The organism is Streptomyces griseomycini, assembly GCF_014203535.1.
In the GTDB taxonomy this organism is placed as follows: domain Bacteria; phylum Actinomycetota; class Actinomycetes; order Streptomycetales; family Streptomycetaceae; genus Streptomyces; species Streptomyces griseomycini.
In genome coordinates this window covers 644,045-651,236 of sequence record NZ_JACHJI010000004.1, presented here as the reverse complement: position 1 = coordinate 651,236, position 7,192 = coordinate 644,045, and the positions used below count along the sequence as shown (strand labels likewise).

General features: G+C 73.7%; 3 protein-coding genes. All 3 read left to right on the top strand.

The features are described from left to right. Positions 1 to 120 precede the first annotated feature (120 nt). Positions 121 to 5,361: a non-ribosomal peptide synthetase gene (locus FHS37_RS14655; protein WP_221499753.1), complete on the top strand. Its 5,241-nt coding sequence runs from the start codon at positions 121 to 123 to the stop codon at positions 5,359 to 5,361. 278 nt (positions 5,362 to 5,639) lie between these two features. Beyond that, positions 5,640 to 6,719 (top strand): flavin-containing monooxygenase, encoded by a 1,080-nt coding sequence (locus FHS37_RS14650; protein WP_184821103.1) that lies wholly within the window; start codon positions 5,640 to 5,642, stop codon positions 6,717 to 6,719. Continuing rightward, positions 6,716 to 7,150, top strand: coding sequence for a hypothetical protein (locus FHS37_RS14645; RefSeq protein ID WP_184821101.1), 435 nt, complete (start codon positions 6,716 to 6,718; stop codon positions 7,148 to 7,150). Before FHS37_RS14650 ends, FHS37_RS14645 begins: the two co-directional genes overlap by 4 nt. The last annotated feature ends 42 nt before the right edge of the window (positions 7,151 to 7,192 follow it).

Here is a 7,192-nt window from a genome sequence, read left to right as displayed (position 1 = left end):
TGGCCCACCCTCCTGAAACCCCACCACGCCCACACCGTCGAACTACCCCCCTACCCCTTCCAACGCCGGCGCTACTGGCTCACACCCGAACCCGCCGTCCCGCGGACCGCGCCGCGCCCGGTGGAGCGACCTGCCGAGCCGGTGGGCCTGCTGGGCGTACGGCTGCCGTCGACGCCGCTCGCGCAGGCGCAGTTCGCCCCGCGGCTCGATCCCGTGGCGCATCCCAGCCTCGGCGACTTCGTGGTGGGCGGGCGGCCGGTGGTCAGCGCCGGGGTGTTCGTGGAGTCGCTGATCGAGGCGGTCGTCGAACTCTCCGGGCCGGGACCGGTGTCCGTGGAGGACCTGGAGCTGCCCGCCGACCTGGTACTCGAACCGGTCGGCGAGGACCGCTCGCCGGCTGCCCTGCGCACTGCCCAACTCGTCGTGGACGACGGGCGGTTCCGCTACTACGCGCAGGACCGGGCCGGTGGTTGGCAGTTGCACGCGCAGGGCCGGGCCCGGTCGGGCGCGTCGACCGCCCCCACGGTGACGCTCGCACCGGTCGGGTCGGGCCGCGAGCTGACCGGCGACGAGCTGTACCGGTTGCTGTGGCAGCGCGCCCTCTATCTGGGCTCCGCCGCCCGCTGGGTGGAGCGGATCGTGATCAACCGGGGCGAGGCCACCGCCGAGATCCGGTCCGCCGCGCCCGGCGAGACGGAGCCCTACCTGATACACCCGGGACTGGTCGACGCGATGTTCCAGACCGCGCTGGCCTGCTTCCCCGCGGACGGCCCGGCCCTCGTGCCGGTCGGTCTCGACCGCTTCGTCCACTACCACCGCGGTGGCTCCCAGGACGGGCTGCGATGTCACGCCGAACTGTTCGACGGCGGCGCCCGGGCGCGCATCCGGCTCCTCGGCGCACACGGCCGGCTGGTCGCCGAGGCCGACGGGGTACGCTTCGCCCCCGCCCCGGCCCGGCCCGCGGCGGATCCCGCGGCCGTACAGGTCCCCACGGCCGAGCACGTGCCCACGGCCGTACGCACACCCGCGGCGGTCCCCGCACCGCACCGGCCGGCCGACGTTCCGGCGGCCCCGGCCGACACGCCCGAGACGACACCCGCCGTGACACCCGAGGCGACGCGGGCCCTCGTGACCCGGACCGTCGCCCAGGCGCTGGGCACCACGGCGGCCCGGCTCGACGCCCAGCAGTCGTTGCAGGCGCTCGGCCTGGACTCACTGATCGCGATGAAGATCCGGACGGCGCTGAACCGGGAGTTCGACGTCCTGCTGCCGATGACGGCGTTCCTCGACGGCCGCAGCACCGACGACATCGCCGAGGAGGTGCTCGCCGCCCTCGGCGCCGGAACCGCGGCAGAGACCCCGCAGGGCGACGGCGGAGCCACCGTGGCGCCCGGGGACGACGCGGAGCGCTACGAGCCGTTCGGCCTGACCGACCTCCAGCAGGCGTACCTCGTGGGCCGCGGCGACGCCTTCGAACTCGGCAACACCTCCACCTACTTCCAGACCGAGATCGACCTGGAGAACGTGGACCTGGACCGGCTCGGCGCGTCCTTCCGCGCGATGATCGAACGCCACGACATGCTGCGGGCGGTCTTCACCGCCGAGGGCGAGCAGCGCATACAGCGCGATGTCCCGGCCTACGTGATCCGTGAGACCGACGTCTCCTCCCTGGCCCCGGCCGAGCGCGAAGCCGCACTGGCCGCCGTCCACGAGGAGATGCGGCACCAGGTCTTCGACACCACCCGCTGGCCGCTGTTCGACGTGCGGGTGACCCGGATCGACGACCGGGTGATACGGCTGCACACCGGCTTCGACGCCCTGATCATCGACGGTTTCAGCACGTCGATCCTGTTCAGGGAGTGGGCCGCGCACTACCGCGGTGAGACGCTGCCCGAACTGCGGCTGCGCTACCGGGACTACGTCCAGCAGGCCCGCGCCCTGGAGAGCGGCCCCGAGTACGAGCGGGCGCTCGCCTACTGGCGGGACCGGCTCGACACCCTGCCGCCCGCACCCCAGCTGCCCCTGGCCGCGGACCCGTCGAGTCTGGACCGGCCGGTGTTCGATCACCGTGGCGCGACCCTGTCGAAGGAGGACTGGGCCCGGTTCAAGGAGCACGCGGCGACAGCCGGGGTCAGTGCCTCCGCGGCCCTGTGCACCGCGTACTCGCAGGTGATCGCGGAGTGGAGCGCCACTCCCGACTTCTCGCTGAACCTGCTGTTCTTCAACCGGCTGCCGCTGCACCCGCAGGTCGGCGACGTCATCGGCAACTTCTCCACCACCCTGATGCTGGAGATCCACGACTCGGCCGGCGACGCGTTCGCCACCCGCGCCGCCGAGGTCCAGCGCCAGCTGTGGAGCGACATGGAGCACAGCCAGGTCAGCGGTGTGCAGGTGCTCAGGGAACTGAACCGGGCCCGCGGCGCCTCCGTGCGGGCCGCCGCGCCGGTCGTCTTCACCAGCCTGGTGAACCTCACGGGCCAGCAGGACGCCGAGCGGCGCGGAGTCGTGCAGTACCTGGCCGGGATCGGTGAGAACGGCCGTCAGGTGAGCAGCTCGGTCCGCACCCCGCAGGTGTGGCTGGACCACCAGGCGGTCGAGGAGGCCGGTGAGCTCGTCCTGAACTGGGACGTGATCGAGGAGCTGTTCCCGGCGGGCTGCGTCGACGCCATGTTCGCCGCCTACCTGCGGATGCTGCACGACCTGTCCCGCGACCCGGCGGCCTGGCAGCGGCCCAGGCCCGTCCTCGCACCGGCCGCCGACCTGGACGTACGGGCCGCGGCCAACGCGACCGACGGGCCCGTACCCGACGGGCTGCTGCACGACGCGGTCCTCGCCCGGGCCGCGGCCACGCCCGACGCGCCCGCGGTCATCTCGCAGGCGCTGACCCTGACGTACGCGGACCTCGACCGCAGGTCCAACCGGGTGGGGCACCGGCTGCTCGCCCAGGGGGCCGGCCCCGGCGACCTGGTGGCGATCGTCATGGACAAGGGCTGGGAGCAGGTCGTCGCGGCCCTCGGCATCCTGCGGGCCGGGGCGGCGTACGTCCCGATCGACGCCCGGGTGCCCGCCGAGCGGCTGCACGTGCTGCTGGACAGCGCCGGGATCAGCCGTGTCGTCACCCAGCCCTGGGTGGACGACACGGCCGACTGGCCGCAGAACGTGGTCAGGACCGTGGTGCGGGCCGACGACGAGGGCGAGGAGCGCCCGCTCGGCCCGTCCGGCGCCAAGCCCACCGACCTCGCCTACGTGATCTTCACCTCGGGCTCCACCGGGCTGCCCAAGGGCGTGATGATCGAGCACGGCGCGGCCCTGAACACGGTGGTCGACGTCAACGAGCGCTACCGCGTCACCGCGGCGGACCGGGCCCTCGGACTGTCCGCGCTGAACTTCGACCTGTCGGTCTACGACGTCTTCGGCCCGCTGTCGGTGGGCGGCGCCCTCGTCCTGCCCGAACCGGCCGCGCACCGCGAACCCGCCCGCTGGGCGGAGCTCGTCGCCGAGCACGGGGTGACCATCTGGAACAGCGTGCCCGCGCTGATGGAGATGTTCACCGAGCACGCCCTCGCGAACCGGCTCACCGGGCTGCCGCTGCGGCTGGTCATGATGAGCGGGGACTGGATCCCGGTGACGCTGCCCGGCCGGATCCGGCTGCTGCTGCCGGACGCCGAGCTGTGGAGCCTCGGCGGCGCCACCGAGGCGTCGATCTGGTCGATCCTGCACCCCATCGGGGAGGTCCGGGACGACCAGGTGAGCATTCCCTACGGCAAGGCGATGCGGAACCAGCGCTTCTACGTGTTCGACGGCGCGATGCGGCCCCGCCCCGTGTGGGTGCCGGGCGACCTCTACATCGCCGGGACCGGTCTGGCCCGCGGCTACCTGAACGACGAGGCCAAGACCCGCGCCGCCTTCCTGCACCACCCGGTCACCGGGGAGCGCCTCTACCGCACCGGCGACCTGGGACGCTTCCTGCCGGACGGCACCATCGAGTTCCTCGGCCGACAGGACTTCCAGGTCAAGGTCCAGGGCTACCGCATCGAACTGGGCGAGGTGGAAGCCTCCCTCACCCAGTGCGAGGGGGTACGGGCCGCCGCGGTCGTCGCGGCGGGCGAGCAGCACGGGCCCAAGCGGCTGATCGCGTACGTCGTCCTCGACGACGGGCGCGACGACACCGAGCAGCAGATCACCGAGGCACTGCGCCAGGTGGTCCCGCAGCACCTGGTGCCGCAGCGCATCCTCGTCCTGGACGAACTGCCGCTCAGCGACAACGGGAAGGTCGACCGGGCGGCACTGCCCGCACCCGACGAGGTCGCGGCCGAAGGCGCCGGCTTCGTCGCGCCCCGCGACGACGTGGAGCGCCGGCTCGCGGAGATATGGGCGGAGTTCTTCGGCGTGACCGAGATAGGGGTGAGGGCGAGCTTCTTCGAACTCGGCGGGGACTCGCTGCTCGCGGTGCGGCTGATGTCCAGGATCGCCCGCGGTCTGGGCCGCAGCCTGCCGCTGTCCAGCCTCTTCGCCCGGCCGACCATCGAACTGCTCGCCCAGGCGGTCCGGGAAGCCGACGGCGGCGAGGACCGACGCAGGGCGCTGGTACCGGTGCGCACCACCGGCTCGCGGACTCCGCTGGTGTTCGTCCACCCGGTCGGCGGCGACGTGCTCTGCTACGCCGAGCTCGCGGAACTCCTCGGTGACGACCAGCCGTTCTACGCGCTTCAGCTGCCGGACGCGGAACTGCTCACCGTCGAGGACATGGCCGCCCACTACGTCGCGGCGGTCCGCGAGGCGCTGCCCGACGGCCCGTACCGGCTCGGCGGCTGGTCGATGGGCGGGGTGATCGCCCTGGAGATGGCGGCCCAGCTCACCGCGGCGGGCGCCGAGGTGGACCTGCTGGCCGTGATCGACCTGATGGAGCGGCCCGGGCCGGCGGAGGGCGCGCCCGTCTCCGACGAGGTGCTGCTGTCCTGGTTCGCCCGGGACCTGGCGGGGCTGGCCGGAGTGGACTGGGAGCTGCCGCCCGAGGCGTTCGACGGCCGCCCGCCGGTGCAGGTGCTGCACACCGAGGCCCGTGCCGCGGGAGCGTTGTCCGACGACATCGACCTCGACACGCTGAGCCGTATCGTCGGCCGGTTCCGCGACAACTACCGGGCCCTCCTGCGCTACGCGCCCAGCAGCTTCGCCGGCCGGGTGGTGTCGCTGCGGGCCGCCGACGGCGGCGCGACGGTCGAGACCGCGTCCCGCTGGATGGAGTACTTCCCCGGCGACGCCGCCCTCGTCGACGTACCCGGCGACCACTACACGGTGATGCGCGGCGAGCGGCTGCGCGTCCTGGTCGGTGAGCTGCGCCGGGCTCTCGACGCCGACTGACCCGAACCGGCCGGGCCGCTTCTCCGGGGGGCTCGCCCCCCCCGCCCCCCCCGCCGCCCGCGGGGGCGCCGCCGGGCGCCCCGCCCGCCCCCCCCCCCCCCCCCGGACCGGTCCTGCGGGGCCGGCGGGATCCAGGTCCACGAAGTGAGGACATCCGGTATGCGAATTGATCAGGCCGATCCGAAACGGCGGCCGACCAGCGTCATCCCCGCCGAGGAGCGGACCGGGGCCGTCGGCCGCCGGCCGGCTCCGGCCGGCTCCGGCGCCGGAGCGAGCCGATGAGCGCGTTGCCGGCCACCGTGCCGGTCGCCGTCGTCGGAGCGGGACAGTCCGGACTCGCCGCCGGGTACTACCTGCGGCAGGCCGGCATACGGTGCGTGCTGCTCGACGCGGGGAGCGAGGTCGGCGAGACCTGGCAGCGCCGCTGGGACTCGCTGACGCTGTTCACGTCCGCGCAGTTCTCCGGGCTGCCGGGGCTGCCCTTCCCCGGCCACGGTGCGCGCTACCCGGGCAAGGACGAGGTCGTGGCGTACCTGCGCGACTACGCCGAGCGGTTCGACCTCCCCGTGCTGACCGACCACCGGGTGCTGTCGCTGCGCAGGGACGGTGACGGCTACCTGCTGACCACCGCGCACGGCGACTGCCGGGCCGACCGGGTCGTGATCGCGACCGGCGCGTTCGGGACCCCCCGGGTTCCGGAGTTCGCCGCCGGGCTGAGTCCGGACGTGCCCGCCCTGCACACCAGCGACTACCGCGGCCCCGCCCAGGTGCCGCCGGGCACCGTGGTGATCGTCGGCGACGGCAACTCCGGCCGGCAGATAGCCGTGGAGCTGGCCGGGACCCACGATGTGGTGCTCAGCTGCAGCGACGCCGTCTCACCGCCCTTGCCGCAGACCGTCCTCGGACGGGACATGTTCTGGTGGATGAGCGTCCTCGGCGTGATGAGCCTGCCGGTGAACATGCAGGCGCCCGACCCGGTCGTCGGTGACCGGGTGCCCGAGCTCGTCGCGGAGGGCCGGATCCGGACGGTGGGCCGGATCACCGCGGCCGAGGGCGCCGAGCTGCTGGTCGCGGACGGCGAGCGCGTCAAGCCGTCCTCGGTGATCTGGGCGACCGGCTACCGCACCGACTGGGGCTGGCTCGACCCGGAGATGCTCGACGACTCCGGGCAGCCCCGGCACACCGAGGGCACGGGGGCGCTGCCCGGCAGTTACTACCTGGGCCTGTACCGGATGCGCACCCGCGGCTCGGCGCTGATCGGCTTCGTCGGCCGGGACGCCGAACGCGTCGTGGCGGCGATCGCCGCCGCCCACGGCACCACGACCGCTTCTCCCACGGCAGAAGGCGAGCCGTCATGACCGACGTCACCTCCGCGGAACTCGAGGTGCTGGGCGCACTGCTGGCGTTCGACTTCATCGGGTTCGCGCAGAAATCCGCCGCCCTCGACCCCACCGACCCGAGCTACGGGCAGGCGGTCGGCGCCGCCTTCGGGCTCGCGGCCCGCCGCCGCTTCCCGCAGGGCGCGACACCGCAGGAGATCAGCGATTACGTCGCGGACGTCCTCGGCTCGCTGGAGGCCGGCGCGGAGGACTTCGACCCGGCGTTCCTCGAACGCCTGGTCGCCGACGGCCTGGACGGGGGCACGGCACCCGGCGGTGATCACCTCGATCCCGAGACGACGATCCAGGCCCGGCTGGTGCTGACCCTCCGGCTGGTCCGGGAGCTGGGACTCGGCCCCGACCAGCAGCGGGAGTTGCTGGCCGAGGCGGCGCACCGGACGGCGGCCTGAGGCGTACGGGAGGCGGCGCTCCGGGTGGTCCGGGGCGCCGCA

What these genes read in the sequence shown, in the direction of transcription:
- FHS37_RS14650 (WP_184821103.1), top strand. Translation starts at nt 5,640, where the DNA reads ATGAGCGCGTTGCCGGCCACCGTGCCGGTCGCCGTCGTCGGAGCGGGA.
- FHS37_RS14645 (WP_184821101.1), top strand. Translation starts at nt 6,716, where the DNA reads ATGACCGACGTCACCTCCGCGGAACTCGAGGTGCTGGGCGCACTGCTG.